The sequence below is a fragment of the Streptomyces sp. NPDC088350 genome (assembly GCF_044753545.1).
Lineage (GTDB): Bacteria > Actinomycetota > Actinomycetes > Streptomycetales > Streptomycetaceae > Streptomyces.
This window is the reverse complement of the sequence record NZ_JBIVNL010000020.1, coordinates 82,686-106,424: the sequence shown is the minus strand read 5'-3', so window position 1 is coordinate 106,424 and position 23,739 is coordinate 82,686. Positions and strand designations below refer to the sequence as shown.

General features: G+C 67.6%; 22 protein-coding genes and 4 pseudogenes. 10 read left to right on the top strand and 16 right to left on the bottom strand.

Going from position 1 to position 23,739, the window contains the following annotated elements; genetic code table 11:
- Positions 1–98: 98 nt before the first annotated feature.
- The 7 genes and pseudogenes from ACIQBL_RS45345 to ACIQBL_RS45315 form a co-directional block, all read right to left on the bottom strand.
- A pseudogene (locus ACIQBL_RS45345) lies at positions 99–613 on the bottom strand (IS5 family transposase); the annotation flags it as partial.
- Entirely contained in the window at positions 612–1,307 is a 696-nt protein-coding gene (locus tag ACIQBL_RS45340) for a terpene synthase family protein (RefSeq protein ID WP_401954216.1), read from the bottom strand. The pseudogene ACIQBL_RS45345 and the gene ACIQBL_RS45340, both read right to left, overlap by 2 nt.
- 513 nt (positions 1,308–1,820) lie before the next feature.
- A complete protein-coding gene (locus ACIQBL_RS45335) occupies positions 1,821–2,765 on the bottom strand; it encodes a 4-hydroxy-3-methylbut-2-enyl diphosphate reductase (protein ID WP_401954214.1) in 945 nt (314 codons plus the stop codon).
- Between the two features lie 14 nt (positions 2,766–2,779).
- Positions 2,780–4,207: a prenyltransferase/squalene oxidase repeat-containing protein gene (locus ACIQBL_RS45330; protein WP_401954161.1), complete on the bottom strand. Its 1,428-nt coding sequence runs from the start codon at positions 4,205–4,207 to the stop codon at positions 2,780–2,782.
- Between the two features lie 364 nt (positions 4,208–4,571).
- Positions 4,572–5,636 (bottom strand): polyprenyl synthetase family protein, encoded by a 1,065-nt coding sequence (locus ACIQBL_RS45325; protein WP_401954159.1) that lies wholly within the window; start codon positions 5,634–5,636, stop codon positions 4,572–4,574.
- Positions 5,633–6,775 carry a flavodoxin-dependent (E)-4-hydroxy-3-methylbut-2-enyl-diphosphate synthase gene (gene ispG, locus ACIQBL_RS45320; protein WP_401954156.1) on the bottom strand — a complete coding sequence of 381 codons (1,143 nt, stop codon included), beginning with the start codon at positions 6,773–6,775 and terminating at the stop codon, positions 5,633–5,635. The genes ACIQBL_RS45325 and ispG overlap by 4 nt, the downstream gene beginning before the upstream one ends.
- Entirely contained in the window at positions 6,772–8,619 is a 1,848-nt protein-coding gene (locus ACIQBL_RS45315; protein WP_401954154.1) for a 1-deoxy-D-xylulose-5-phosphate synthase, read from the bottom strand. Before ACIQBL_RS45315 ends, ispG begins: the two co-directional genes overlap by 4 nt.
- A gap of 938 nt (positions 8,620–9,557) precedes the next feature.
- Between ACIQBL_RS45315 and ACIQBL_RS45310 the strand changes: the two genes are divergently transcribed.
- Positions 9,558–10,898 (top strand): tol-pal system YbgF family protein, encoded by a 1,341-nt coding sequence (locus ACIQBL_RS45310; RefSeq protein ID WP_401954151.1) that lies wholly within the window; start codon positions 9,558–9,560, stop codon positions 10,896–10,898.
- Between the two features lie 722 nt (positions 10,899–11,620).
- Positions 11,621–11,986, top strand: coding sequence for a hypothetical protein (locus tag ACIQBL_RS45305; RefSeq protein WP_401954149.1), 366 nt, complete (start codon positions 11,621–11,623; stop codon positions 11,984–11,986).
- A gap of 6 nt (positions 11,987–11,992) precedes the next feature.
- On the opposite strand, the gene ACIQBL_RS45300 is transcribed toward ACIQBL_RS45305, so the two are convergent.
- The 5 genes and pseudogenes from ACIQBL_RS45300 to ACIQBL_RS45280 all read right to left on the bottom strand — a co-directional run bounded on the left by ACIQBL_RS45300 (position 11,993) and on the right by ACIQBL_RS45280 (position 15,868).
- A complete protein-coding gene (locus ACIQBL_RS45300; protein ID WP_401954211.1) occupies positions 11,993–12,604 on the bottom strand; it encodes an IS5 family transposase in 612 nt (203 codons plus the stop codon).
- Between the two features lie 44 nt (positions 12,605–12,648).
- Positions 12,649–14,268, bottom strand: coding sequence for an IS1182 family transposase (locus ACIQBL_RS45295; protein WP_401954146.1), 1,620 nt, complete (start codon positions 14,266–14,268; stop codon positions 12,649–12,651).
- A 133-nt stretch (positions 14,269–14,401) separates the two neighbouring features.
- Positions 14,402–14,816 (bottom strand): annotated as a pseudogene (locus tag ACIQBL_RS45290) (transposase family protein); the annotation flags it as partial.
- 300 nt (positions 14,817–15,116) lie between these two features.
- Positions 15,117–15,377 (bottom strand): hypothetical protein, encoded by a 261-nt coding sequence (locus ACIQBL_RS45285; RefSeq protein WP_401954144.1) that lies wholly within the window; start codon positions 15,375–15,377, stop codon positions 15,117–15,119.
- Positions 15,377–15,868, bottom strand: a complete 492-nt coding sequence (locus ACIQBL_RS45280) for a toxin glutamine deamidase domain-containing protein (protein ID WP_401954209.1) — start codon at positions 15,866–15,868, stop codon at positions 15,377–15,379. Before ACIQBL_RS45280 ends, ACIQBL_RS45285 begins: the two co-directional genes overlap by 1 nt.
- Positions 15,869–16,049: 181 nt before the next feature.
- On the opposite strand from ACIQBL_RS45280, the pseudogene ACIQBL_RS45275 reads away from it, so the two are divergent.
- From ACIQBL_RS45275 to ACIQBL_RS45265, 3 genes and pseudogenes are all read left to right on the top strand, one after another.
- Positions 16,050–16,472: pseudogene (locus ACIQBL_RS45275) on the top strand (polymorphic toxin-type HINT domain-containing protein); the annotation flags it as partial.
- A gap of 66 nt (positions 16,473–16,538) precedes the next feature.
- Positions 16,539–16,799 carry a toxin C-terminal domain-containing protein gene (locus ACIQBL_RS45270; RefSeq protein ID WP_401954206.1) on the top strand — a complete coding sequence of 87 codons (261 nt, stop codon included), beginning with the start codon at positions 16,539–16,541 and terminating at the stop codon, positions 16,797–16,799.
- Positions 16,768–17,256: a hypothetical protein gene (locus tag ACIQBL_RS45265; RefSeq protein WP_401954142.1), complete on the top strand. Its 489-nt coding sequence runs from the start codon at positions 16,768–16,770 to the stop codon at positions 17,254–17,256. Before ACIQBL_RS45270 ends, ACIQBL_RS45265 begins: the two co-directional genes overlap by 32 nt.
- An 88-nt stretch (positions 17,257–17,344) precedes the next feature.
- Here the strand turns inward: ACIQBL_RS45265 and ACIQBL_RS45260 are convergent.
- From ACIQBL_RS45260 to ACIQBL_RS45250, 3 genes and pseudogenes are all read right to left on the bottom strand, one after another.
- A pseudogene (locus ACIQBL_RS45260) lies at positions 17,345–17,959 on the bottom strand (site-specific integrase); the annotation flags it as partial.
- A 359-nt stretch (positions 17,960–18,318) separates the two neighbouring features.
- Positions 18,319–18,564, bottom strand: a complete 246-nt coding sequence (locus ACIQBL_RS45255) for a hypothetical protein (protein ID WP_401954139.1) — start codon at positions 18,562–18,564, stop codon at positions 18,319–18,321.
- Entirely contained in the window at positions 18,552–18,794 is a 243-nt protein-coding gene (locus ACIQBL_RS45250; protein ID WP_401954136.1) for a hypothetical protein, read from the bottom strand. Before ACIQBL_RS45250 ends, ACIQBL_RS45255 begins: the two co-directional genes overlap by 13 nt.
- A gap of 255 nt (positions 18,795–19,049) precedes the next feature.
- Here ACIQBL_RS45250 and ACIQBL_RS45245 point away from each other — a divergent pair, with 255 nt between their 5' ends.
- The 5 genes from ACIQBL_RS45245 (at position 19,050) to ACIQBL_RS45225 (ending at position 22,928) form a co-directional block, all read left to right on the top strand.
- The gene (locus ACIQBL_RS45245; protein WP_401954134.1) at positions 19,050–19,796 is read left to right on the top strand and encodes an XRE family transcriptional regulator; all 747 of its coding nucleotides are present in this window, start codon (positions 19,050–19,052) and stop codon (positions 19,794–19,796) included.
- A 2-nt stretch (positions 19,797–19,798) separates the two neighbouring features.
- Positions 19,799–20,269 carry an NUDIX domain-containing protein gene (locus ACIQBL_RS45240; RefSeq protein WP_401954132.1) on the top strand — a complete coding sequence of 157 codons (471 nt, stop codon included), beginning with the start codon at positions 19,799–19,801 and terminating at the stop codon, positions 20,267–20,269.
- 131 nt (positions 20,270–20,400) lie between these two features.
- A complete protein-coding gene (locus ACIQBL_RS45235; RefSeq protein ID WP_401954129.1) occupies positions 20,401–20,748 on the top strand; it encodes a hypothetical protein in 348 nt (115 codons plus the stop codon).
- Entirely contained in the window at positions 20,745–21,260 is a 516-nt protein-coding gene (locus ACIQBL_RS45230) for a hypothetical protein (protein WP_401954127.1), read from the top strand. Before ACIQBL_RS45235 ends, ACIQBL_RS45230 begins: the two co-directional genes overlap by 4 nt.
- A gap of 888 nt (positions 21,261–22,148) precedes the next feature.
- On the top strand, positions 22,149–22,928 hold the full coding sequence (locus tag ACIQBL_RS45225; protein ID WP_401954125.1) for an ROK family protein: 780 nt from the start codon (positions 22,149–22,151) through the stop codon (positions 22,926–22,928).
- A 73-nt stretch (positions 22,929–23,001) separates the two neighbouring features.
- On the opposite strand, the gene pflA is transcribed toward ACIQBL_RS45225, so the two are convergent.
- Positions 23,002–23,739, bottom strand: a complete 738-nt coding sequence (pflA, locus tag ACIQBL_RS45220) for a pyruvate formate-lyase-activating protein (protein WP_401954122.1) — start codon at positions 23,737–23,739, stop codon at positions 23,002–23,004.

The following is a 23,739-nucleotide window of genomic DNA, read 5'->3' as shown; positions in this document are numbered from 1 at the left end:
GGTTCTCCGTCCCGGTGCTCTAGGTTGATGCCTCGCATTGCGAAGGTGTTGACCAGGGCCTGCGAGCCGACATAGACCGCCGAGCGGCCTAACAACGGCTAACGCAATGAGCCGAGTTGTCGGTGGGTGATGAGGCAGCAGGCGAGTTTGAGGAACGCTTCATGGATGTCGGTTCTGTGTTCCCAGCGGATACGCAGACGGCGGAAGCCGTGGAGCCATGCGAAGGTCCGCTCGACCACCCACCGGTAAGTACCCAGCCCGGTGCCATGCCGGGTGCCGCGTCTGGCGATGGCGGGCACGATGCCCCGGGCGCGGACCTGGTCGCGGTAGATGTCGTGGTCGTAGCCGCGGTCGGCGAAGAGCGAGTCGGGCTTGCGGCGGGGCCGGCCGCCCCGGCCGCGGACGGGCGGGATCGCGTCGAGCAGCGGCAGCAGCTGGGTGGCGTCGTTGCGGTTGCCGCCGGTCAGCAGGACGGCGAGCGGGCTGCCGTGCCCGTCGGTTATCAGGTGGTGTTTCGAGTCGGCCCGGCCCCGGTCGACCGGTGAGGGGCCCGTGTGCTGCCCCCTTTAAGCGCCCGGACGTGGGAGGAATCGGCCACGCAGCGGGACCAGTCATGGAGCATCGGGACGGAACTCGGTACGGTCGGGCCACAGGAGGAGGGTGCCTGGCTCGGATCCGTCGCCTGCGGAGCCGCTGCCGTGGTACCTGCGGCACGTATACGACCAGTGGCGCGCTGCGGACATGAGGGAGCCGAGCGCGTTCAGGTACCCGGACAGGGAGTCGTGCCAGTCAGGGTGGTTTCCCAGCAATGCCTCGCAGCCGAGGAGGAATTCCTCCTCGTTGCGGTCGATGACGTCGCAGAGCCGGTCGACCGCGCCCTGCAGCGACAACCCCTCGATGCGTTGGAACACTTCGATGGCGTTGATGAGGTCACCGGAGTAGTACTCCTTGCGATACGAGAAAAGGTCGGTGGCCAGCGCCTGATGGAACAGGACGCGGTTGTGGACCTCCTGCATGGCCGGCCCCGTGACAAGGTCTTCCGGAAGGGCGGGGGCCAGGACGTGTTCCAGGATCGGGAAGATCCATTCAACGAACACACCGTCGCGCCGCTGGGCCAGGTAGCTATCGAAGTCGGCGTCGTACTCACCGGCCTTCGTGGCGGAGGCATCGCGCAGCAAGCCGTTCCAGCTCGCGTCGCAGGCCGCGACTAAACGTGCCCAGCGGTGGGCGGGAAGCTCGTCACGGAATTCCCGCCAGGTGGTACTGAACGGAAGCGTCGGGTCGGGGCCAGAGCGCCAGCCCGTCATGTCGGCCATCATCCGGCCCGCGTAGTCGCGGGCGGCAAGGAAGCTGCCTCCCAGGCTCGCGGGGGTGGACATCTCGGTGTCGACCGCACCCAGGTAGTGGGTGAAGGTCACGACGAACAAGGCCCACCTCTCGGGCAGGTCTGACGAGTACAGGCAGCCGATGCGGTCGCATTCGTCGTGCAGGTCCTGCGCGGCGCGGAACGGCGAGGTCATGAAGGACAGGTTCTTCTCGATCCACTCGCCTGACCTGGCCAGGATCTTGTCGGTGTCTGGGTGAGCACGAGCCGGGATGCGGGCGGCCAGCGGACGGAGGCGGAACGTTGGAGGTTCGGATACGGGAGGGGTCATCGGAGTGGCTCCTGTCGGGCGATGATGCTGTAGGCGGAGGACTCGGCCAGGAGTAGCGCGACAGCTTTTTGGCAGGTGCACTGTTCGTGGTGGGCCAGCAAGTAGGCGGGGACCAGGTGTCGCCGCGGCTGAGGTCGCGCTGCAGGCGTTCTCCTATGCGGTCGCCTATGAAGCATGTGTTTCCGCGCGTAGGTCGCGGCGGAGTTCCTTGGGGAGGCTGAAGGTGATGGATTCGTCGGCGGTCTTGACCGTCTCCACGTCGCCGTAGCCGCGCTCGGCCAGCCACTGAAGGACGCCGTCGACCAGCACGTCCGGGACGGAGGCGCCAGAGGTGAGGCCGACCGTGGTGACGCCCTCCAGCCAGGCCTCGTCGATCTCGCTCTCGAAGTCCACCAGGTGGGCGGCGGGGGCGCCCGCGTCGAGGGCGACCTCGACCATGCGGATCGAGTTGGAGGAGTTCTTGGAGCCGACGACGATGACCAGCTGGGCGTCCTCGGCGACCTTCTTCACCGCGATCTGGCGGTTCTGCGTGGCGTAGCAGATGTCGTCGCTCGGCGGCGAGAGCAGGTTCGGGAACTTCTCCTTCAGCGCGCCGACCGTCTCCATCGTCTCGTCGACGGACAGCGTGGTCTGGGAGAGCCAGACGACCTTCGACTCGTCGCGGACCGTCACATTGGCGACGTCGTCGGGGCCGTCGACCAGGGTGATGTGGTCCGGCGCCTCGCCCGACGTACCGATGACCTCCTCGTGGCCCTCGTGGCCGATCAGGAGGATGTCATAGTCCTCCTTGGCGAACCGGACCACCTCCTTGTGGACCTTGGTGACCAGCGGGCAGGTCGCGTCGATGGTGGCGAGCCTGCGCTCGGCGGCCTCCGCGTGGACGGTCGGGGCCACGCCGTGCGCGGAGAACATCACGATGGAGCCCTCGGGGACCTCCTCCGTCTGCTCGACGAAAATGGCACCCTTCTTCTCCAGGGTCTGCACGACGTACTTGTTGTGGACGATCTCGTGGCGGACATAGATCGGCGCGCCGTACTGCTCCAGGGCCTTCTCGACAGCCTGGATCGCGCGTAGGACACCGGCGCAATAGCTGCGGGGAGAGGCGAGCAGGACACGGTGGCGGGTCACGAGGCGCGCTCCGCAGGACGCGCCCCCTGCGAAAGAAGGTGGAGGGTGCTGCCGAGGGCCTTGAGGACGAAGATGTCCGCGAGGACTGGGAAGTCATAGGGAATGGGACGTGGTGCTGCTTGGTCGGGGATGGACGTGAACCCGCCGTCGGGATCTTGCTGGTCCATGAGGTAGCGGACTGCGCTCAGGCGCCAGGGCGCGCTCCCTGACGGGAGGGACGCGGTCAGGGCGTGTGCGGTACTGATGGGGTCGCTGGGGCCACCGCTGCGATGGCCCCAGCCGCCGTCCGGGTTCTGTGTCCCCTCCAAGAACCGCAGGGCGAGCGTGGATACCCGGGCGATGCCCGTCTGGAACCGGGCCACGTGGCGGTGCGGTGCAAGGGAGAGGGCGTGAAGGACACGGGAGATCGCGTAGGCATCGGCGCTGCTCCAGCTGCGTTCGAAGGTGCCGTCGGGCTTCTGTGCCTGCAGGAGGAAATCGACGGCTGGTTCCAGCAGCGCGGCATGACGGTCCCAGTCGGGCGCCAACGCACTGATGGCGTTGGCGGTCATGGTTGCCTCTGAAGTGTGACCGCGGCGGTAGGTGGGGAAGCCGCCGTCCTGGTTGGCGATGCGGGTGAGGTACCGAGCCGCCCGGTGCAGCTCCTCGGCATATCGGGACGGGTTCAGAGCGGCGAGGAACTCCGCGCTGCAGGTGGTGTCGTCGACGTCGGTCTGCGCAACGCTTTCGGTGTAGGACCAGCCGCCGTCGGGAGCCTGATGGATTGCCAGGTAGTCGCCCATCCTCTGTAGCACCGCCGGATCCGCATTGACCTTGGTCAGGGCCGAGCCGGCCAGAGCCGTCAGCCACACGGTCATGTCGGTGATGAAGGGCAGGCCACCGTCGGGGTTGCGGTGCTGGAGTATCCGGTCGATGTCCTCACGGACCAGCCGACTGCCAGGAAGGAACCGGGTGACGGCGTGGAGGGCCAGCAGGTGCGCGGACAGATGCCCTTCCCAGACCTCCCGTCTGCTGCCGGCCTTGACCCGCGAGACCAGAAACTCCCGGTCCTGCTCGCTGACCAGATCGGGGCGCCCGCGCCCATAGGCATGGAGAATCTTGACGGCGCTGAGCGTGACTCCAACCCAGGAAGCCTGCCCGTGATACGCGACCGCGGACAGGTCCACCTTCTCGTCAGGGGGCGTCGCGCCCAGGACCATCAGGTAGGTGTCGAACATCAGCCTCTTGCGCGCCGCGGTGAAATGCTCAAAGCCCTCCAGGAGCACCGCCGCCTCGACCTGAGACGGCACGGCGGACAGGCACACATCCGCCAGCTGCCGCTCCAGCATCGTCAAGGCACGGTCCTCACGGCGCGAATGAAGAAAGCACGCAAGAGACTCCCGCACGCCCGGGTAGATGCTTTCCCGGCGCAACAAGGCGAGCATGAGCGCAGATTCCAGGACCCGGCTGCCACACGCCTCCTGAACCGCGCCCCGGTCATCGACGTGCGTCACCAGGTGCGCGGACAGCTTCGCGACGCACTCCCCAAGCCGTGTGGAACCCCCCGTGGTGGCGGCCCTCGACCCGGCGGCACGGTGCCACAAGGACTGTGAAGTCGCAGTCATGATCGCGACGCCTCCCCTGCAGCGCCAACAGCCCACCGCCAGGCGACCGACGAGAGCGGCAACGGCTCGGGTGAGTCATCACTGGGTCCGTACAGTTCCAGGGCCTTCTCGACGGTGGCGAGGGCGCGGTCGACCCCGGCACAGCAGCGGCGGGGGACGGTGAGCAGTACACGCTTGCGGGGGTTCATGAGGTGCGCTCCACGGCTCGGGCGGCGAGGTGCCGCAGTGCGGCGGCGGCTGGTTGCGGGTACGGGACAGCGTCGAGGGCGGTGAGGGCCTGCACGCGCCGGGCGTGGATCATGTCCTCGACGGTGGCGCGGGCACCGGTGGCGTCCAGGACGGTACGGATGCGGGCGGCGCCGTCGTGGTCCAGGTCCGGGCTGCCGAGCAGGGTGTCGAGGAGCTTGCGCTGTGCGGTGTCCGCGCGTTGGGCGGCAAGGACGATCAGGACGGTGCGCTTGCCCTCGCGCAGGTCATCCAGAACGGGCTTGCCAGTGTGGTCGGGATGGCCGTAGATGCCTAGGAGGTCGTCACGGAGCTGGAAGGCCTCGCCGAGGGGCAGGGCGTAACGCGACAGGGCGATGTGCACCTCTGGCTCGGCGCCGGCCAGGACCGCCCCGCAGTGCAGGGGCCGTTCTACGGTGTATTTGGCGGTCTTGAACCGGATCACTTGCAGAGCCGCTTCATGGTCGGTGATCGGTCCGAGGGGTGTCATGAGGTCCAGGTACTGGCCGTAGATGACTTCTTGACGCATGACGTCGATGACCTGGCGCAGCGCGGTGAGGCGGTGGGGTGGGTGGCCGGCGGTGTGCAGGAGTTCGTCGGACCAGGCCAGGGCCATATCGCCGATGAGGATGGCGGCGCTGGTGCCGAGATGGTCGTGGCCGTGCTGGTCGGCGAGCGTACGGTGCACGGTGGGTCGGCCGCGGCGGGTGACGCTGCTGTCCATGATGTCGTCGTGGATAAGGCAGAAGGCATGGAACATCTCCAGCGCCGCCGCCGTGCGCACCACGGCCGTATCGTCGCCCTGTCCGCCAGCGGCATGCCAGCCCAGTACGCAGAGAAGGGGGCGTAGGCGCTTGCCGCCCGCGGTCAGGAAGTCCTGCAGCACCGTGGGTACATCTGCAGGCATAGTCAGGTCCTGGGCCGCACGCGTCTTGGCATCGAGGAAGCCGTGCAGCACCTCCTCGATCCGGCTCTGCAGGGCTGCGAGGTTGATGGGCTGGGCGTCCAGGGACGGCGCGCTCATGACGGCTTCCCTCCCGGCTCGGTGGGTGCTTGGTCGGTCAGGCGCAGGGCTTCGTCGAGGAGGGCGTCGACAACGCGGGATTCGGGGACGGTCCGTACGACCTGGCCGCGGACGAAGATCTGGCCTTTGCCGTTGCCGCAGGAGACGCCGAGGTCGGCCTCGCGGGATTCGCCGGGGCCGTTGACGACGCAGCCCATGACGGCGATGCGCAGGGGGTGGGGGAATCCGTCGAAGGCCGCCTCGACCTGGCTGGCAAGCTTGTGGATGTCGACTTGGAGGCGTCCGCAGCCGGGGCAGGAGACGATCTCCAGTTTGCGCGGCCGCAGCCCAAGGGACTGAAGGATGTGATTGCCGGCCTTGACCTGCTGCACGGGGTGGTCGGAGATCGAGACGCGGATGGTGTCGCCGATGCCCTCGCTGAGGAGGATCGCGAAGGCGGCCGCGGATTTGATGGCGCCTTGCATGGCAGTGCCGGCTTCAGTGACGCCGAGGTGGAGGGGGTAGTCGCAGGCGTCGGCGAGCAGCCGGTTCGCCGCAATCATGGTGATCGGGTCGTGGTGCTTGACCGCGATCTTCAGATCTTGGAAGCCGTGCTCCTCGAACAACGAGGCTTCCCACAGCGCCGATTCCACCAGCGCCTCCGGCGTCGCGGATCCGTACGTGGCCAGCAGGCGCGGGTCGAGGGATCCCGCGTTGACCCCGATCCGGATCGGCACCCCGGCAGCCGCGGCTGCTTGGGCGATCTCGCCGACCTTGTCGTCGAACTTCTTGATGTTGCCGGGGTTGACGCGGACGGCGGCGCAGCCGGCGTCGATGGCGGCGAAGACGTAGCGGGGCTGGAAGTGGATGTCCGCGATCACGGGGATGGGGGACTTGGCGGTGATGGCGGGCAGGGCGTCGGCGTCGTCCTGGGAGGGCACGGCGACCCGGACGATGTCGCACCCGGCGGCGGTGACAGCAGCGATCTGCCGCAGCGTCGCATCCACGTCGGCGGTGTTGGTGGTGGTCATCGTCTGCACGCTCACCGGTGCGCCGCCGCCCACCGGCACCGCCCCGACGTGCAGTTGACGGGTGTTCCGGCGGCGCATCGGATCCCGCGGGGCGGCAACGGTGGGCAGGCCGAGGTCGATGGCGCTCACCGCACCGCTCCTTGGGCTGCGCTGGACGTGTGGGTGGGCGACGGCCGTAGGGCAAGGGCGGCTTGGACGGAGCGGATGATCTCGGCGGCGTGGAGTCCGGCCTGGGTCAGCAGGTCCGTCCGCGGGCCGTGGGCGATGAACGAGCGGGGAAGGCCGAGCGGCACCACCGGGGTGCTGACGGCCTGGGTCTTGCATGCCTGGGCCAGGGCCCAGCCGATCCCGCCGGTGAGCACACCGTCCTCGATGCTGACCGCGAGGTCGTGACGGGCCGCCAAGGCCGTGAGCGCGGGGTTGACGGGCAGCACCCACCGGGGGTCGGCGACGGTGACCCCGATGCCCTGTTCCTCCAGCAGAGCGGCTGCGTCGAGGGCGGCTCCGGCGAGCGGGCCGGCCCCGATGAGCAGTACGTGCAAGGGGCGGTGGGGGCTGCGGTGCAGGATGTCGATCCCGTCCATCCGCGCCAGCGCCGTAATGTCCCGCGATGCCGTGGCCTTCGGGATTCGTACCGCGGTGGGCCCCTGGTCGTGGGCGACGGCCTCACCCAGCAGCTCCTCGACGCGCGCGGCATCCCGTGGGGCGGCGACCCGCAGGCCCGGCACCATCGCTAGTAGCGACAGGTCCCACATGCCGTGGTGGGAGGGCCCGTCGGGGCCGGTGATGCCGGCCCTGTCCAGGACGAAGGTGACCGGCAACTGGTGCAGGGCGACGTCCATCAGCATCTGGTCGAAGGCCCGGTTCAGGAACGTGGCGTAGATCGCGACCACCGGGTGCAGACCGCCCATCGCCAGCCCCGCGGCCGAGGTGACGGCGTGCTGCTCGGCGATGCCCACGTCGAAGACCCGCTCGGGGAAGCGTTGTTGCATCGGATGGAGGCCGGTGGGCCGCAGCATCGCGGCTGTGATGGCGACCAGGTCGGGCCGCTCGGCAGCGAGTTCGGCCAGGGCCCGGCCGAACACGGACGTCCACGACGGCCGGCCAGGAGCGGAGGGGCGTCCGGTGGCCGGGTCCACGGTGCCGACGGCGTGGAGGCAGTCCGCCTCGTCATCCTCGGCCGGGGCGTATCCCTTGCCCTTCACGGTCACCGCGTGCACCAGCACAGGCCGGTTGAGGTTCCGGGCCCGCCGCAGCACACCCTCAAGATCCCCGATGCTGTGCCCGTCGACGGGCCCGAAGTAGGTGAAGCCCAGGTCGGTGAACAGGTTCCGGCACGCGGTCGCGCCCGTACCGGATTTGAGAGTGTGCAGGTGGTGGGCCAGAGCGCCGCGGGTGGGTTCGTAGGAGCGGCCGTTGTCGTTGAGTACGACGATGACCGGCCGGTCCCGGGCGGCGCCGAGGTTGTTCAGCGCCTCCCAGGCCATGCCGCCGGTCAGCGCGCCGTCGCCGATGACCGCGACCACCGCCCGCTCCTGTTCCCCGGACAGCTGCCGGGCCTTGGCCAGACCGTCGGCGTACGAGAGCGCGGTGGAGGCGTGCGAGTTCTCCACCAGGTCGTGTGCGGACTCGGCCCGTGAGGGATACCCCGACAGGCCACCTGCCTGCCGCAGCGAGCCGAACTGCCCGGCACGGCCGGTCAGCAGCTTGTGCACATACGCCTGATGGCCGGTGTCGAAGATCAAGCTGTCGCGGGGAGATTCGAAGACCCGGTGCAGAGCGAGGGTCACTTCCACTACGCCCAGATTCGGGCCCAGGTGACCGCCCGTCGCACACACGTGCTCGATCAGAAACGACCTCAGCTCGCAAGCGAGCCGGCCAAGCTCCGGCTCCGACAGATCCCGCAGTCGGGCCGGATCCGGGAGAGGACGGGAGACTTCTGCCCGGACTGGTGGGGCCGAGAGATGCGCCATTCGACTGGTCCTTCCGCCTGAGGGAGCGGCAAGCAGTAGGCACGGGCACGGTCAACCAAGCCGCTGACGGCCGGCTCTACGCCAACAGGCCCCTGCGGAAGGCCAGTTCAGCACCGCGCTGCCGCACCGAACCAGAGGTGCAGGCCACGGACTGGTCGCACTAGTCGCAACTTAGTGCGTTTGTGAAACGCTTCTACGGGCCTGGTCCCCGCCAGAGCGGCGACCGCGCCGTGCACCGTGGTGCATGCGGTGTTGGTGGGACGATCGCGCGACCGGACGGCCGCCCGGTCCGGGCCGGCAGGCACTCCCGGCACCCTGCGGACTCTTCCGCACAAGAGGTCACCGGCCTGCGGGCGGGGCTTCACCGGAGGTGTGCGCGGAGCGCGCGGGGTGGGAACCGGCGTCCCGCATATGCCCCTCGCACACGCTTCCCTCCGCCCTGATCGCTTCGCTTGACTGCCAAAGCGCACACGCGCATATATCCGCGAACGGAACGTGCGAGCGGAAGGGGAACCCGCCGTGCAAGATCCCTTCTTAACCGCCGAAGTCGCTACCGCCGGGAGGTCCTTCGGCAGTCGCCGGGCTGTGGTGCGGAGATGGGCATCGCCCCCTCACCTGGCAGGGGCGCGTCTGCCCTTATGGGTCCGGCGAGCAATCGGCGCACAGCAACCCGACGGTGATCAGTGCCGCGGCGGCCGGGACGGACCGGAGGCTGGGCATCAGACGCCGCCCGCCACGGGCAGCGTGGTGATCACGAGACACACGGGATGGTCCGGCGAGCCGTACGGTATCTGACCGAAGTGCTGCTTGTCCCCGGGCAAGTGGAAAGCGCACCATCGCAACGGCGACCGCTGCGATGGTGCCGCGGCTGGTAGACCCAGACCCCGTCTTCAGACACCGGCCAGAGCACCCCGTGCTCGTACGCCCGGGAGGCCGTCATGCCGCGCACTCCCAACACCCGGCTCACGCTCCTTATGGAGGCTGGGGGCTGGGGGCCCGCCCAGTTCGCCGCCGCACTGCGGGGCGCCGCCGCCGAGCAGGGGCTTACGCTGACTGTGCACCTCACCACGGTGCGGCGCTGGCTGGAGGGCTCCCAGCCCCGCCCGCCGCTTCCCGGGCTGATCCTGGAATGCCTCTCCCGGCGTCTGGACAGGTGCGTCACGGCCCACGAAGCTGGCCTCACCCGAGCCCCGGGCCCACTTGTGGATCCCGCCTGGGAGGCCGACCCCATGCGCAAACTCTTTCACCTCACCCATGCCGAACTCGACCCGCATCGCCGTGCCCTGATCGGCGCGGGCGTCCTCACCGCCACCGCACTCGCCCTGCCCGCCCAGGACCGGATCCCGGCCAGGTCCGTGGACTCGGCACGTGCAGGGCGCCGTGCCACCGCGAGCGATGTGGAGCAACTGCGGGCCATGGCCTCGGTGTTCGCCGCCTCGGCCGATCAGCACGGCGGTCAGCGGATGCGCGCCGCCCTGGCGGCCTACCTCGCTCACGAGGTCACCCCCCTGCTGCACGCCCCGGCCCCCGACCCGGTGCACCACGCTCTGCTGGCCGCCACCGCTAGGCTCGCCCTGCTGCTGGGCTCGATGTGCGCCGACAGCGGCCACCACGCCCCGGCCCAGCACTACCACCAGATCGCCGCCCGCCTCGCCGCCGACGCAGGCGACCCCACCACCCTCGCCATCGCGCTGCGCACCATGGCCACCCACGCCCACGACCTCGGCCAGCACACCCCCGCCGTCCTGAACCTCGCCGAACAGGCCGACCAGCACGCCCGCAACGCCCCGCCCGCCGTCCGTGCCTACACCCACATCCACCTGGCCGTCCTCAGCGCTCACCACGACCGGCACGCAACTGTGGCTGCCCTGGCCCGCGCAGAGTGCCTCCACACCGAGGCCGATGTTGAACCGGGCCCCTTTAGCCGCTATCCGGCTGGCGCCCTGCACTACCAGCGTGCCCAAGTGCTCGCCACTCTCAAGGACCACACGGGTGCCCTGAGCGCGCTGACCACCTCCCTGCGCCTGCGCACCGAGACCGAGCGCCTGCCCGCCGCGCTCACCCGCGCACGCCTGGCCGAGACCCATCTACGCCTGGGCCACCTCGAACCCGCCCTCACCCACTGGCACGCGCTCATCGACATCTACCCCACCCTCCACTCCGCCCGAGCCGACCAGCGCCTGACCACCGCGGTCCAGTACCTGCGCCCCCACCGCCGCCACACCGGGGTCACCGACCTCCTCGACCGCATCACCGAGGTGACCAGCCCGCCCCGGTGAACAGCCGTTGCCAGATGGGTCGTCGTCCTCCGGCCCGTGAGTCGTGCCGCCACTTACGACCGTGGGTGGGTGGACGAGGGCGCAATCGAACGGGTCTTGCATATTCGGAATCGTGCCCGCCCGCATGCGGGCGCTGCCCTTCCGACACATGGGTCCCGCATCTCTCCGCTCCACCGGCCCTACCACGGCGGGCGCCCCATGCGGGGTGGCGTACGTGGAGTGGGCGCAACGGACAGACTCTGCTCCCCGAGCCAAACTGGTGCAGAGGATGGTGGCGAGGGGCTCGGGTCAGCGAGGTGCCCGGTTCACGGCGTCCGGGGCAGGCGTGGGTACGAGGCCGTCGTGGAGAGTGGTCAACAGGCGGGGCGCCGGCGAGCGCTGACGCTCGAAGGTTTCTGGCCCGCACCTGGCTGGAACTTTGCTGCGGTGAGGACGGGGTGATGGTGTCCGGATTCCTCTTTGTCTGAGACGTCATCCGCTTTCCGAACGTGATCGTTTAGTTCGGGTGGGTGGGCATGAACTCTCGTTCGTGGCGGGAGAGATGGGCGTGGTTCGTCCGCTCGTCTGGCTCGTGGAGGTCGCTGGTGGCGTCGGTACTCGGTCTACTGGAGGCCAGGGAGAAGAGTCCGGGAGGAGATCACGCGGTTGCGGGAGGAGGCCGAGCGGGTGCAGGCCGCGCTCGGTGAGGCGGAACGCGAGCTCCAGCGGTTGGTGGATGCCGGGTGACAGGGACCGAGGTGCTGGCCGGGCCGCCTTCGACGGTCGCGGAGCCGACGGGCAGCGCGGTGGCGGGTTCGACAGTGCCCCGGCGGGAGACGGGCATGGCGGCGGCAGCCCTCGCGCCGGACTACCAGCGGATCCTGTCGGTGCTGGAGTCTGAAGCGGGCGAGGGCATGCGCTGCCGGCAACTGGCCGTCGCTCTCGGGCGGGAGGCCGTCCCGGCGAAGGTCGAGGGACTGCGATCGAAGGCGAAACGCCTGGTGGAGCGCGGGTGGGCACTCCAGGTGCGGCCGGGAGTGTTCACCGCCCTCGCGGTGCCGGCCGTCTGCAGCCGGCCGGGCGGCGTCCGGCCGGGCGACCGCTCATGAGCATGGTCATCGACCACAGCACCATGGCTTCGTGCATGGCCGGCAGCGTCTCGTCGTCGCGCACCAGGCGACGCGAGCGCAGCGCATCAGCCAGCTGAGCGTCCTTTCCACCACCCACCTGCGTGGCAGCACCACGAACCCCGCTGTGTCATCGGTGCGTTTGACGATCTGGAGGGTGAGCCGGGGCTTCTCGCGGGCCCAGCCGACGAGCCGGCCGGCATAGCCGCCGTCCGCCCACACCAGACGGATGGAGAAGTACTGCCCTCGCAGCCGCTGAAGCAGCGGCACGGCGGCGTCGCGGTCCTGCACGCTCGCCGCACTCACCGCGACGGCCAGGACCAGGCCGAGGCAGTCCACCACCAGGTGCCGTTTGCGGCCGCCCACCTTCTTCCCGCCGTCCCAGCCGGAGGTCGGGCGCGGGATGTTCACCACCGCCCGCACCGACTGGGAGTCCACGATCGCGGCCGTCGGGTCCGGCAGGCGGCCCTCCTTCTCCCGGACGCGGTCGCGCAGCCGGTCGTGGAGTTCAGCGAGCAGACCCGTGACCTGCCAGCGGCGGGCGAAGGCATGCACACGCCGATACGGCGGGAAGTCCGCGGGCAGGCTGGCCCACTTCACGCCGTTGTCCCAATGCCGTGACTCTGTTGGCGATCTTGTCGGGGTCAGCTGGGGGCTGTGCAGAGGGCGCGGAAGTGGCTGGGTGTCCGGCGGGGGCGGGTCGGTTCGGCGATCCAGTCGGCGATGCGGGTGACGTTGCAGGCCAGTGCGGTCAGGACGTGCCCGATGTGCGTTTTCGGCAGGCCTCGGTAGCGGGTTCTGCGCAGGCCGTAGGCGCGGACGTTCTGGGAGAGGGTGGCTTCGATACCGGCACGGATCGCGTAGCGGCGCTGCCAGTCCTCGGTGTGCTGGTCGAGACGGTTGTGCTGCTGGATCTCGTGCAGTTCGCGGGTGGGCAGCAGCGCGAGTGAGCGCGGACCACTGATCGCGTCGGTGCACTGCGTGCGCACGGGGCAGGCCAGACACGTGGCCTTGTCGAACTTGACCTGGATGTAGTCGTGTCCGCTGATGCGCAGGGGCCGCCACTCGCGGCTGAGGTTGCCCTGGGGGCAGGTGGCCCGGCGGTGCTCCCAGTCGATCGTGAAGGCGGCCTTGTCGAACCCGGCCCCTCTTTTGGCCTGGTGACTGTGGTCGGGTGCGACCGGGCCGAGCAGGGTGATGCCGTGCACCCGCCGGGCGCGCTCGATCTGCACGGGGCTGACGTAGGCGGCGTCGACCGCGTGCTCGGCCGGAGTGAGATCGATCGCCGCGAGGTCGTCGTGGATCTGGGCGGTGAGCTTGCCGTCCTGGACCGGGGCGATCGTGGTGGCCACGTGCACAACCACCTCCGGCAGGTCTGACGTGCACGTTTCGGTGAAATGGGTGCGGTAGCCGGACCAGACGGTGTCGCGTTTGACGCAGTAGTGCGCGTCGGTGTCGTACGGGGAATCGAACCGCAGCGACGCGGGTGGCAGCGCGTGGCCGTCGCGCCAGCGCAGCAGCCCACGGGCGTCCCAGTAGTAGTGGTGCACCCAGACCCGGCGCAGGATCTCCACCTGCGTCAGCGTCCGGAGCCCGGCCGGGGCGTCGGCCGCCCACGCGGCGGCCAGGATCTTCTGCCCGTCCCGGCCGAAGGCCTCGGCCAGGGCGGTGACCCCGGCCTTCCCGCCGGGGACCCTCCCGATCTCCACCTTGCGCCCGTAGCGCTTGTCCCACTCCGGCTCGACCAGCGGCAGCAGCCAGTCCGGGTCCGCCTGGGCGAGTTGTTCCAGGGCAGCCCGCAGGCTCTCGCCGACCAGTTCCAGCCGGCTGAGGGTGCGTACCGCCGCGAGCACGTGGGTCGCGTCGGTGCGCTGCCGTCCGCGGGGTTTGAGCAGTCCGGCCTCGGTCAGCCGGTGCAGCATCACCTGCAGCAGCCGGTCCGCGGCGTTGGCCTCGGCCAGCCGGGCCCGGAACTCGCACAGCACCGAATGGTCGAAGCCGGGATCGTCCAGCTCCAGGCCCAACGCGTACTTCCAGTCGATCCTGGTGCGGACCGCGTTCGCGGCAGCACGGTCGGACAGGTTCTCCGCGAACTGCAGCACCGACACCAGCGCCAACTGCCCCGGCGACAAGCCCGGCCGCCCGTCCTTGGGGAACAGGTCCGCGAACTCCTCGTCCTTGAACACCACATCCAGCCGGTCCCGCATCAGCATCGCCGGCGTGCCCTTCGGGCACGCCGCCCACGCCGTCAACACCGTTCGCATCGGGATCCGTTGGTAACTCCTGGCCCGCAAGGACATCTCCGGCCCTCTCCCCGGAACCACCCCGCCTCATCCCAGCAAACCGCCGAACAGACGACCTGTCAGCATCCCCGACAAGATCGCCAACAGAGTCCCGGCGTTGGGGCTTCTGCGAGTAGTACGGCTGGTCCGCGGCGATACGGTCGGTGGGGATGAGCGTGCCGTCGACGATGACGAAGTCTCCTTCGCCCAGCCCGACGAGGGCCTCGTGCAGACCCGGCGCCCAGGAGGCCAGGACTTCGAGTGTCTCGTCGACGTAGCGCCGGCCGTTGCCTCCGACACCCCGAACCCGGCACCGACTTGTGCGAACGTCTCGTTCTTCCGTAGATGGGCCAGCGTCAGCAAAGCCTGCTTGAAGCAGTTCAACTTCCGCCAGCGTGTGCGAAGTTCACGCCTTCGGGTGTAGATGAGCCAGGAGACATGCTCGACCAGCTCGTACGGGACATCGAGCGTGGAAGGATACGGAACCAACGAAGCCCCCCGGCCGTCGGCGTGTTGAGTGAAATCACCACACCAACGACGAGGGGCTTCGCCACGTCACCACACCTGACCAGCCTATTTCATCCCCACGGCACAGGATGAAAGAGGTTCAGTGACAGAGCTCAAGGTATGGGGCTGACCGGTGCCGGAGCGTCCTCCACCAATTCACTCACGCAGCGATCAACGCCCCAGAAAATCGACCGTTTCGGATCAATGAGTCGAAACGCAACACCACTGAAAGACCCGAAGCTCTCCTGACTGGAATAGAGACTGCATACAGGCCCCGTTTTCTGCCGGCCCGTTAGTTTACGAGCCGGCAGAAAAGACGTCGACTACGCCTCCTTCCAGAAGGCTCGTTCCTCCAGCTCTCCGAATCGGGCCCGCCCTGAGACGAGATCCACCAGAATTGGCCAACAGTCCAGCAGTTGATTCTCACCCGCGGTCAAGAACTGCGAAGAGTTGTACGGAGCGATAAGGATTCGCTCCTTTACCCGCACTCGACTCCAGTCGATCGCCAGTTCGGGCTCGTTGGGCCTTCGACTTGCTTGCAGGAATTCCTCCGCAATCAGGCGGCCCTGCTCTTCTGAAATCATCAGTCCGTCCTCATGAACGAGTAACTGTCCCATGTGGGCGCGTGACTTGCATTCCCGGTTTGCCCATCCAGGAACGTAACCTTTCCGTCAAGGTTGGTCACGTTGAACACATGACCACCCTGAGGGTCTTTGCCCCACACGATACCTCGGGCCCCGGGGCCCGCATTTTGCATGTCGCTCACAATGTTCGAAAAGCTCCTGTTTCCGAATTTTCTGCCGTAGAAGTCTTCAATCGCCTTCTCGGAGCCGCGCTCCAGCATGGGGATAGCGTTCGAGCGTGCCCCGCTGGCCATGAGTTGGTCAAGTGAAATCACGCATGCCCGGCAGTTCGTCTTGCCTCCGCCTGGGTTGATGAGAGCCTTGAGGCTTGTTTCGGGCGTGAAGTACGTCCCGCCTAGGCGAGTAGAACGGGCTGCGCTGTAACCACCGATTCCAACCGCGGCACCACCGCCGACTACCGCGCTGCCGCCCGATGCCCCACCGGTCACCATCTCCGCGATTTCAGCGGCGCACACCGGGGCCGCGGCAAGGCAGCCGTCGCCCACGGCGACAGCCACAGGAGCGGCGACCACGGCCACCGCCACCGCCATAACGGCCCCCAGCACGACCTTCTGCCAGGTGGCGAGTTTACCGGCGTCCGGGATGTCGTTGGCGTTGGGGTCGTAGTGCGGTGCCGGCACCAAGGTCCTCCTGGCCGACGGTTCGACAAAGAACATCGAATCCGTCCAAGTCGGCGACGAGGTGCTGGCCACAGACCCCGTCACACAGCAATCAGGACCACGCAAGGTCACGGCCCTCATCGTCACCGAGGACGACAAGTACTTCACCGAACTTCTCCTCACCACACCCCATGGCGAGGAGAAACTGACGGCCACCGAAGAACACCCCTTCTGGTCGCCGTCCGAGAATGCGTGGGTCGACGCGGCCGACATCAAGAGCGGCATGACGCTGCGCACGGACGACGGCAACACCGTCACCGTCCAAGCCACGCGGTTCTTCTACCAGCACGCGCGCACCTTCAACTTCACTGTCGAGGGCCTGCACTCGTACTATGTGCTCGCTGGGGCCACACCGGTCCTCGTCCACAACTGCAACGGAGACCTTCCCGAGGGGTATACCTCTTCCCCTGCACTCGAGGGTGATCCGTACCATCCGGACTCGGTGGCTGCACGGAGTCAGCAGAACCGAGAGCTGTATGCCGGAACCGTAGGAGATCGGGCGGGAGCTCTTGGGTACAGAACGAGAATTCCCACACAAAAGGCCCCGTTCAATTCGCACGGCCAGGTGGTCTTCTCTAATGGGAAGAACTACATCACGCCTGATGTTGATGGGCATAACGTGTCGGATGGCTGGAAGATGTTTAGTCGCAAGGGACAACGGATCGGAACCTATGACCCAGACCTCAATTACCTCAAGGAATGACGGCTTCGTTATCGAGGTGATCGATTACCCAACCTCGGAGGGTGCGAGTTCACCGCCCTCCGAGGCGGTCGGCAGGATCAGGGTCGGTGGTTTCACGGAGACGTTTCCGATGGACCTGAGTTTCTGGACGGTAGATGAATACTGCCGAAGCTGGGATGGCTCGCTGAGAAAACTTGAGGAGATCGATAATTCGATCTCATGCCTCATTGCCTCAATCACTAATCCGGAGACCAGTAACTTCATCTCCTGTTGGCCGATGTATCGCGAGGGGGAAGAGGTCTACGTGCAAAACTCGATCATCTTCCTGGATGAACTCGACGAACAGTTCAACCCGCAAGAGCCGTGGCGGTACGTCGAGCCTCGGTCCTCGGTTGACGAGGATGGAAACCGCATCTCTGAGTGGTTGACGAGCACCTCTCAAGTGCGCCGGTTCCGCGAGTCCGCCTGGGGTCGATAGCAACGCGTGCAGCCGCAAATTTGAAGCCCCGCCAGATGCATCTTGGCGGGGCTTCAGTGTGGTCTGACGGCAGTAGTTGACGGCAACGTCAGCGGACGGGGGTTGCGCAGAGGGTTGGTTCGTCGCCGTCGTCGGGCTTGCCGGTGATCTCGGCAGGGTTGCGGAGGGCGTGGCCGAGGAGGTCGATGGCGTCGCGTTGGAGGCGGAGCCGGACGTGGGCGTACACGGTGGCGGTGACGCCGATGTGGGCGTGCCCCAACAGCTCCTTGATCACGACGAGTTCCACTCCCTGCTCCAGGAGGAGAGTGGCCGCCGAGTGGCGGAGGTCGTGGAAGCGGATGCGGCGGAGCCCGGCCCGGTGGAGCAGGGTGTTGAAGTGTCGGGTGAGGGTGGACCCTTCGATCGGTGCACCATCGGGGCGAGTGAAGAGGTAGCCGCTGTGCTGCCAGCCCGTCCCCGCCGCTTCGCGTTCCTGGAGCTGCCGGGCGCGGAGCTGTTCGAGGGCGCGCAGGCACGGTGTCGGCAGGGCGATGCGTCGTTCTGAGCTCTGGGTTTTGGTCGGGAGGGCGGTCAGGCCACTGGAGTTGGTGTGCTGGAGGGTGCGTCGGATGCTGGCGGTTCCGCCGACCAGGTCAAGGTCCTCCCAGCGCAGGCCGAGGAGTTCGCCCTTGCGGAGGCCTGTGTGCAGGGCGAGTTCGAGCAGACCGGCCGGGCATCCGAGAGGCCGTCCGGCACGCTCGTACCGTGCGGCGTCAGTATCCCGGCGGTGCTGTCGTCCGGAACGCCAGTCCTGGTGCCTGGCTGGGGCCGTGACGATGGAGATAACTGGGCTGATGCCGGTGCGGGGTTGAGCGAGACACACGTGACGGGTGATCGGGCGGCATGCCCGCCGTCGTGGCTGACTTTCTGGGGCTGAGGCCAGAACCTCACGGTTATGGGCGCGGCGCGCACGTGAAGGCCCGTCCCCGCCGAGGCTGACGAGGACGGGGGAGCCTCAATCAGTTACGCACGGCAGGGACGGGAGTCGGGTGGGGCAGCGCGGTTCCCGGGCGAGCAGGGTGGTCAGGTCTGCCGCCAGGCTCGCCAGGGCCGGGTGATGATCTCCCGGTAGGTGTGGTGGGACGGGTTCTGGCCGCAGTGCCGCAGCACCCAGTTCTGCGGTTCGGTGAAGTCTTCGCTTGCCGTGGACGTCTCGCCGTCCACGGCATACTGCATCGCGTACAGGACCGGCTCCGCGTCCGGCTCGCGGTCAGGCTGGAGAGTCCAGCTCTCGTAACGGAGGACCGAGCGAGGGGTCACCGTCCCCACCTCCGGTTGGCCACGGCCACCTTGGCGCTCAGCTCCTCGGACGGGGTCGGTGGACGTACGTCCTCGGGCGGCACGTCCCACTCCCGGCCGCCGCGTGGCGGCCGGAACTGCACGTACGGCCCGACATGCCCCATCACCACGCCCACCTTGCCGTTCCGCCGGTCGACCGCCACGGCGCCCACACTGGGCGAGGGGGTGCACTGGACCGCGTCAGAATTGCGGTCCGTCATCGTGACCACCCCGGCAAGGCGGTCCGCGACCGGGCATCCAGTCGCAGGGCGGGAACATAAGGTGTGGCGTACTTTCGCACGTAGACGCTCCTCAGCGGCGTGAATCCGTGCCTCTGGGCCTGTCGGTGCCGCAGGGTCGGCACCGATCCTCACGCCGGTCGCCAGGACGAAGGAACCTCCGCCAAACCCCACTCCGGGACGTCCCGCACCATGTAGAACGTCCCTAGTGCCGTCCTGAGACGAAGGGGGAGACTCATGCCGAACGAAAGACTACGAGCCGTCATGTCGGCGGGAGGCTGGACGTACGCCGCCCTCGCTCAGGAAGTCGAGGTCGACCCCAAATCGGTCGAGCGCTGGGTGAACCTCGGGCGCACGCCACGCCGTACCACAGCCCTCCAGGCGGCCCGAGCCCTGGGAGAAGACGTGCACGCACTCTGGCCGGCGCTCCGCCAGGCCCGCCCCGCCCGCGCCATCAGCCCCGAACTGGTCGCGCTCTACGAGCAGCGGGCCGACATCCCCGCCTCGACGTTCACCGACCTGATGGCCCAGGCCCGGGAGCGGATCGACATCCTCGTTTACGCGGCCGTCTTCCTCCACGAGGCGTACCCCCGGCTGAACGAACTCCTCACCGAACGCGCCGCCGAAGGCTGCACCGTCCGCATCGCGATCGGGGATGCCGACAGCGACAACGTCCAAGCCCGCGGCCAGGATGAGCGGTTCGGCCACGGCATCGAATCCCGCTGCCGCCTCGCCCTCATGCACTACAGGCCGCTCACCGGCAGCCCCGGCATCGAGGTCCGCACCCACGGCACCACTCTCTACAACTCCCTCTACCGCGCCGACGACCAGCAACTCGTCAACGCCCACGTCTGGGGCGTCAACGCCTACGCCGCCCCCGTGTGGCATCTTCGGCGACATGAGACAGGCGGCATGTTCGACACCTATGCCGAGAGCTTCGACGCGGTGTGGGCGACGGCGACGCCCGTACGAGAGGAAGGCTGACCGTGGCCCGCACCGAGCACTACGACGACCCCAACGCCCCCAAGCCGAACAGCATGGTCGTCGCCGCCTCCGCCATCGTCACCGACGACCACGGCCGCATCCTCCTCCAGCGCCGCCGCGACAACGACCTATGGGCCCTGCCCGGAGGCGGAATGGACCTCACCGACTCCCTGCCAGGCACAGCCGTCCGCGAAGTCAAAGAAGAGACCGGCCTCGACGTCGAGATCACCGGCCTGGTCGGCACCTACACCGACCCGAAACACATCATCGCCTACACCGACGGCGAGGTCCGCCGCCAGTTCAACGTCTGCTTCACCGCCCGCATCACCGGCGGCCGACTGGCAATCTCCGACGAGTCCACCGAACTCCGGTTCGTACCGCCGGAAGAGATCGAGCAGCTGCCGATGCACCACACCCAACAGCTCAGGCTCCAACACTTCCTGGAACAGCGCGAAAAGCCGTACCTGGGCTGAACCGGCTGACGGCAGTAGCTGACGGCAACAACCCCGCACAACCACGGATACCCACGCACGTCACCGGACCAGCAAATCGCGCTTGACCTGCATAAAAGCAGGTACAGGCGTCCGCGTAGCACACGTACTATGTGCTCGCCGGGAACATCCCCGTCCTGGTCCACAACAGCCGATGCCTCATCGCCGACGTCATCGGTCCCCAGGGCGAGAAGCTCTGGCTGCCCAAGGGCCGCAAAGCCCTTGCGAGAGCCAACAATGGAAAGGGCTGGTTCTTCGAAATCAAGGAATCCGAAGCTACGGCCAACGGATTCCACAAGAGCGTCAGGTATGTGCGCGTGATGGATCCGGTCACCACCGGTCCGCACCCATACCCCAATGGGTATGTTACCTACGTGAACGAAGGCGGCCAGTTCGTCAACCCGATAACCGGGCAGACCATCGACAAATTCGACCAGTATTGGCACATACCGATTCCATGACTCTCATCGAAGACATCTTCGCACGGCAAAACCACTATCATCCTGCAGAACCCGTCGACTGCGACCCGTTCAGGGAAGATGACGCTCTGCTCGATGCGCAACTCCTCGACTGCAGGGTGTGCCCGACATCGAATCGCGCAGCACTACTTTTCGAAATGCGTACCGCAGAGCAGTTCTCCAGAGGAAATGGCGCCATCCTCGTAGTCCACGGCCTGCAGTCGTTTCACTGGGACGGGGCACCGATGCATCGCCCATTGACGGCCTTTTCCGTACAGGAATACAAGCCCTCCGTGACCGCCGATAACGGAGTCCGGCTGAATCTTGGGTTCTTCCCTGACGGCGCACTCTCTGTCGCAGGAGATCGCGCAGACTTCCATCTCCTGGAAGTCCCCGGCATCCCCCAGGCGCCACCGAACTACAGCCAGCGCAATCTCGGCCAGGTTGTGGACAGACTGCCCTGGTGGGGCTCTGCCTGCACGGTGCTGCAGTCGTCCACCACGAGCAGCACGTGACATAGCAGTACGCCCGAAGCGGCCCGCCGAGGCTCTCCCACGGCGGGCCGCTTCACTGAGCCTCGTTACAGCTTCGCTCTTGCTGCTCTCATGTCCGATCACACGGTCCACACTGCAGGTCCGATGCGCACGGCGGGCCGCGGTGCCGCATCGTGCCCTGAGCTGGGCTGGCCGGTCATGAACCGGCAGAGAGCTCATCGAGTTGGTGCAGCCAGTAGTGGGCGGCCCAAGCGGCTCGGCGGATCACGTGCTCTCCGGCCCCTACGCGACTCCTCACACCCGACTGCTGGTTGATGACCCGGTTGACACTGCGGTAGGAGCGTCCCGTTGCGACAACGATCCTGGCCACGGCCGAGGTGAGCCGCCGTTGGGGAAAGAGCCCGTCATACGTCTCATTTCCCTGCGGCGTCACCGGCTCGTAGCTGGCGTCATCCGGCTGGACCCGGTCACAGGTATCGCACCAGCCAAGCTCGTCATCGACTCGCTTCATGCCGCAATTCAGGCAGACGAAGCCGTCACAACGGGCACATTCGGTAATCGCTCCGTCCCTGTCATCGCCGTACTCCTTCTGCTTGGACGCGCATTTCCCGATGCACGGGCGGCTGGGCGGAAAGTCGCCGTGTGAAGGAGGCGGGATTTCGAGATGGTCGCGCTCCGCGGCCTCCTGCTTCCGGCGCTCCGCGGCCAGACGGTGGTGCCGCTTACGGGCTTCCTGGCAGGCAGTCCACTCCGGCAGACTGAGGTGACGGGCGCAGGCCACGGCAGGTGCAGGAAGATCGTCAAAACATGGCCATTCCGCGGCGTTCCTCAAGCACTGGGCGCGAGTCGACTTGCTGTACCGCGAGCACCTCATGTCCCGAACCCGGTCTCGTACTTCCGAACGCGCCGGTGGCGGGGCAAGGCATTCCCCGCACGGTCGTAAACCGTGGGGGGCATGCGACACCAATTGGCCTGCCAGACACCTTCGCCGGCACCGGCGTGGGATCCGGGCTCGTCTTCGACCGGCGCATTTCCTACGGCGCCACATTCCGCGCGGGTGAAGTGGGGCACGTCGAACTCAACATGGGCGACATACTCGAACTGGGCGGCCTGACCCTGCAGCCCCGCCGTTGCTCCTGCGGGAAGCACGGCTACCACTTCGAGTCACTGATCGGCATCGGCGGGCTCGGCCATCTCGCCGGCGTTCTGGACCGTGACACCCTCACCGCGGTGATGGCTGCCTATCGCGCTGATGGCCGGCATGAGGACGTCGTGGGCAGGCTCAGCGGTGACCCCGAGAAAATCGCGGGCATGATTCTCCTCCATGTACTGCGCGCCCTTGGCGACCGCGCACTCACCGTGGTCGTCGACGATCCGCTGCTCCATCACTTCCTCGAACGACTGATGGTGCTCTACGGTCAGCTCTTCGCCGTCGGCATAGCGGCGATCCTCGACGCGCTCGACCTCCCCTACGTCGCCCTGTGCGGCACGATCCCGGAATACCTCCAGGGCAACAATGCCTTCCGCCGGGCCTTCATCCAGCATCTGGCCGCCTGTGTCATGGGGACCTCCCCGCAGTACCTCTACGGCGACATGCGCGCGTGGGGATGGCGTGGCGCCGCTCTGCTCACCCGCGATCCCAGCTACCTCAAACATCGCTTTCCAGGGCTGTCCGGATCTGCCCTCTAGCGATTGGGAAAGCTCGGCGGTTCCAGAATTCTGCCACCCCAGTGCTTCACGCAGCCGAGACGCCCCGAGCCGATCAGTACGCCTCCAGACCCAGCTCGCGGAACTGGTTTCGGACCCGTCCGACCAGGTCGGGACCCGGAGTCGGCGTTGTCAGCAGGCGGAAGGGCACGTGAAGGGCTTCGTACTTCGAGGCTCCGAGTTTGTGGAAGGGCAGCACGTCGACCCGGTCGACGTTGCCGAGGCCGGCGAGGAAGCGGGCGAGGCCGTAGACGTCCTGCGCTGAATCGGTCCAGCCGGGGACCAGCACGTACCGGATCCACACACGCTTGCCCAGTCGGTTCAGGCGGGTGGCGAAGTCCAGGGTGGGCGCCAGTTCGCCTCCGGTGAGCTGGCGATACGTGGGCGCGTGGAAGGACTTGATGTCGAGGAGCACCAGGTCGGTGTCGGCGAGGAGGTCGTCGGTGGCACGGGCGCCGAGGAAGCCGGAGGTGTCGAGGGCGGTGTGCAGTCCGACTTCCTTGCAGCGATGCAGGATTTCACCGGTGAAGCCCGACTGCAGCAGCGGCTCGCCGCCCGTGACCGTCACTCCGCCGCCGGCCGTGGTGATGAAGGCGCGATACTTCTCGATCTCCTGCATCACCTCGTCGACCGTCGCCTCCCGTCCGTCCCGCATGTGCCAGGTGTCGGGGTTGGCGCAGTACAGGCAGCGCAGCGGGCAGCCGGAGACGAAGAGGACGAACCGGGTCCCGGGGCCGTCCACGCCGGTGGACAGGTCCCAGGAGTGGATCCGGCCGGTGGTCGCGGTCAGCAT

Coding starts and splice junctions, on each gene's coding strand:
- ACIQBL_RS45340 (WP_401954216.1), bottom strand. CDS start 1,307: ATGACGGGCTGGCGCTCTGGCCCCGACCCGACGCTTCCGTTCAGTACC.
- ACIQBL_RS45330 (WP_401954161.1), bottom strand. CDS start 4,207: ATGCTCGCCTTGTTGCGCCGGGAAAGCATCTACCCGGGCGTGCGGGAG.
- ACIQBL_RS45325 (WP_401954159.1), bottom strand. CDS start 5,636: ATGAGCGCGCCGTCCCTGGACGCCCAGCCCATCAACCTCGCAGCCCTG.
- ACIQBL_RS45315 (WP_401954154.1), bottom strand. CDS start 8,619: ATGGCGCATCTCTCGGCCCCACCAGTCCGGGCAGAAGTCTCCCGTCCT.
- ACIQBL_RS45310 (WP_401954151.1), top strand. CDS start 9,558: ATGCCGCGCACTCCCAACACCCGGCTCACGCTCCTTATGGAGGCTGGG.
- ACIQBL_RS45295 (WP_401954146.1), bottom strand. CDS start 14,268: ATGCGAACGGTGTTGACGGCGTGGGCGGCGTGCCCGAAGGGCACGCCG.
- ACIQBL_RS45285 (WP_401954144.1), bottom strand. CDS start 15,377: ATGATTTCAGAAGAGCAGGGCCGCCTGATTGCGGAGGAATTCCTGCAA.
- ACIQBL_RS45280 (WP_401954209.1), bottom strand. CDS start 15,868: ATGGTGACCGGTGGGGCATCGGGCGGCAGCGCGGTAGTCGGCGGTGGT.
- ACIQBL_RS45265 (WP_401954142.1), top strand. CDS start 16,768: ATGACCCAGACCTCAATTACCTCAAGGAATGACGGCTTCGTTATCGAG.
- ACIQBL_RS45250 (WP_401954136.1), bottom strand. CDS start 18,794: ATGACGGACCGCAATTCTGACGCGGTCCAGTGCACCCCCTCGCCCAGT.
- ACIQBL_RS45245 (WP_401954134.1), top strand. CDS start 19,050: ATGCCGAACGAAAGACTACGAGCCGTCATGTCGGCGGGAGGCTGGACG.
- ACIQBL_RS45230 (WP_401954127.1), top strand. CDS start 20,745: ATGACTCTCATCGAAGACATCTTCGCACGGCAAAACCACTATCATCCT.
- pflA (WP_401954122.1), bottom strand. CDS start 23,739: ATGCTGACCGCGACCACCGGCCGGATCCACTCCTGGGACCTGTCCACC.